The sequence below is a fragment of the Bradyrhizobium sp. AC87j1 genome (genome assembly GCF_002936975.1).
Taxonomy (GTDB): Bacteria; Pseudomonadota; Alphaproteobacteria; order Rhizobiales; family Xanthobacteraceae; genus Bradyrhizobium; species Bradyrhizobium shewense.
The window spans coordinates 1-3,090 of sequence record NZ_PTFE01000204.1 but is presented as its reverse complement, the minus strand read 5'-3'; the positions used below and the strand labels follow the sequence as shown (position 1 = coordinate 3,090).

Annotated in this window: 1 protein-coding gene; it reads right to left on the bottom strand. The window is 63.0% G+C overall.

Features of this window, described 5'->3' with window-relative positions:
• On the bottom strand, positions 1 to 3,090 hold a 3,090-nt coding region (locus tag CV770_RS40670), incomplete at both ends, for a non-ribosomal peptide synthetase (protein ID WP_146101463.1).

The window sequence follows — 3,090 nt, the reverse complement described above, 5'->3', positions numbered from 1 at the left end:
CCAGGGTGTTGACGAAGAACCCGATCAGCTCTTCGATCTGCCGGTGCCCCCGATTGGCGCTCGGCACGCCAATCACAAGATCGTCCTGCCCCGACAGACGCGACAGCACCGCCGCCCAGGCCGCCAGTACCGTCATGAACAACGTCGTGCCATGCTGCAGGCTCAGCTGCTTCAGCTCCCGCGTCAAATCCGCATCGATGATGACCGGAACCGTGGCCGCGGCAAACGATTGCTGGGCAGGCCGCGCATGGTCCGTCGGCAAGACAAGACGGGCTGTGCCTGCCAGGGCGCTGCGCCAATACTGCGCCTGCTTCTGCAGCCGTTCCCCCGACAGCCATTGGCGTTGCCAGGCGGCGTAATCCGGATACTGGATCGCAAGCGGCGGCAGAGGATCGTCCTGCCCAGCCTCGAACGCCCGGTAAAGCTGGCTAAGTTCACGCAGCAGCACGCCCATCGACCAGCCGTCCGAGACGATGTGATGCTGGGTCAGCAGGAAGACGTGCTCCTCATCCGACATCCGCACCAGATGCCCGCGGATCAGCGGACCGCGCGCAAGATCGAATGGCGTGCGCCCCTCTTCATGGCGAAGATCCAAAAGTGCCGCTTGTGCATCCGATCTCTCCCGCAGATCGTGCTCAACTATCGGCATTCCCGCATCCGGGGGCAGAACCTCAACCCGTGGCTTGCCCTGCGTCGCGTCAAAAACACTGCGCAGCGCCTCATGACGCGCAAACACACGGTCAAGGCTGCGCTGCCAGGCGCTGCGGTCGAGCATCCCGCGCAGTCGCAAGGTCAGCGGAATGTGATAGTTCGTGCTGCCTTCGTTCAGTTGCGCCAAAAACCATAGCCGCTGCTGCGCAAACGACAGCACAAGCGGCTCATGACGCGACACGGCTGCAATCGACGGTAGCTCTTGCGGACCGCAGCGGCTCAACAGCTCGACGATGCTTGCCGCCAGGTCAGTCAGCACTGGCCTTGCGAACAGCGTCGACAACGGCAGTTCGACCCCGACAGCCTGTGACAGCCGGCTCGACATCTGCACGGCCAAGAGCGAGTGGCCGCCCAGTTCGAAGAAGTGGTCGTTGCGCCCGATGCGCTCGACACCCAGGAGCTCGGCCCAGATCCGCGCCAGCGCCGTCTCGACCGCACCTTGCGGCGCCTCATAGGCCGCCAGCGCATAGGCCTGATCGGCCGGCGCCGGCAGCGCGTTCCGATCGAGCTTGCCGTTCACCGTCAGCGGAAGCGCCGCCAGTCGCACGAACGCACTCGGCACCATGTAGTCCGGCAGCCGCGCACTTAAGTGCGCGCGCAAGGCGCCCGCAAGCCCGCTTCCGTCGCCCTCGTCCGAGCCGGCCTCTGGCGCACAGACCACATAGGCGATCAGATGCTTGTCGCCGACGCCGTTCTGGCGCGCCACCACCACCGCCTCGCGCACCCAGGCGTGCTCGCAAAGCTTTGCTACGATCTCGCCCGGCTCGATGCGATAGCCGCGGATCTTCACCTGATCGTCGTTACGGCCCAGGAACTCAAGATTGCCGTCCGGCAGATAACGTGCAAGGTCGCCGGTCCGGTACAGCCGATCGCCCTCGACAAACGGACTGGCGATGAACCGCTCGGCTGTCAGCTCAGGGCGGTTCAGGTAGCCCCGTGCCACCCCCGCCCCGCCAATGTAAAGCTCGCCCACCGCGCCGAACGGCACGGGCGCGCCATGGCCATCCAACAGGTACACCCGCGTGTTGGCGATTGGACGCCCGATCGGGACCAACGCCCCATTGAAATCAGCCGGGCAAGTCCAGATCGTCGCGAAAGTCGTCGTCTCGGTGGGCCCGTAGCAGTGAATGAGACGTACGCGGCCTTTTTCTTTCAGCAATCTCAGAAATGAGGCAAGATCACCGCGATCACCCCCACAAAGGAGGTACTTCAGCTGCGCCAACGTCGGAGCAATCGATGATGTATATTGGTTGAATAATGCTGTTGTCAGAAACAGTGATGTCACGCCGTGCTTCTCTATCGCCCGGGCAAAACTAGGAGTATCCCTGACGGTGGCGGCATGCATGACAACAATGCAACCACCGTTAAGCAGCGGCGCCCATACTTCGAAGGTGCTTGCGTCGAAGGCGGGATTGCCAGCCCATGCCACCCGATCTCCTGCATCGATCTTCACATACCCACTGTTGATCACGAGCCGGTTGACGGCACGATGAGGAACAACAACTCCTTTGGGAAGGCCAGTTGAGCCGGAGGTGTACATGACGTAAGCGGCAGTTTCAGCGCTCAACGCCAGCCCAGGATCGGAACTACATCCCGTTCCAGCTATGAGCGGCTCAATAGCACGAACGGGTATCCTCGCCTCAACCAGATCATCAGCGCAAAGCACCAAGCGTGCAGCACAATCGGCCATCAACAATTCTTGTCGCGCCGACGGAAGGGCGCGATTGATCGGTACATACACGCTGCCGGCCTTCAGAATGGCCAGCTGCGCCACCAGAAGAGCGACGGAGCGGTCCAGCAGAGTGGCAATGCGATCCCCAGGTTTGACCCCAACGGCGATCAGGTGATGTGCCAGGCGGTTGGCCCGCGCATTGAACTCGCCATAGCTCAGCCGCTCATCTTCGCAGACGACCGCCACCGCATCCGGCGCCTTGTGCACCTGCGTCTCGAACAGCTCGTGGATGCACCGCTCCGCGGGATACGGCGCCGCCGTCCGGTTCAGCTCCTCCAGCAGATACGTGCGCTCGGCAGCCGAGAGCAGCTCAATCCGGCGGACCTCTTGCTGCGCATCGGCAGCCATCGCCCGCAGCAGCGCCAGCAGATAACCACGCTGCCGCTCGATCGTCGCCTGATCAAACAGCGCCGTGGCATAACCCAGCGTTCCGGCGATCTCCTCGCCATGCTCGCCAAGGCTCAGCTCCAGATCGAACTCGACCTGATCAAGCTCGTCCCCGGCAGCTTCGACACTCAGCCCCGGCAGGTCCAATGCTCCAACCGCATTGTTCTCCCAGGCCAGCATCACCTGCAACAACGGCGTGTGATCAAGAGCCCGGGGCGGCTGCACGATCTCCACCACCTGCTCGAACGGCAGGTCCTGAT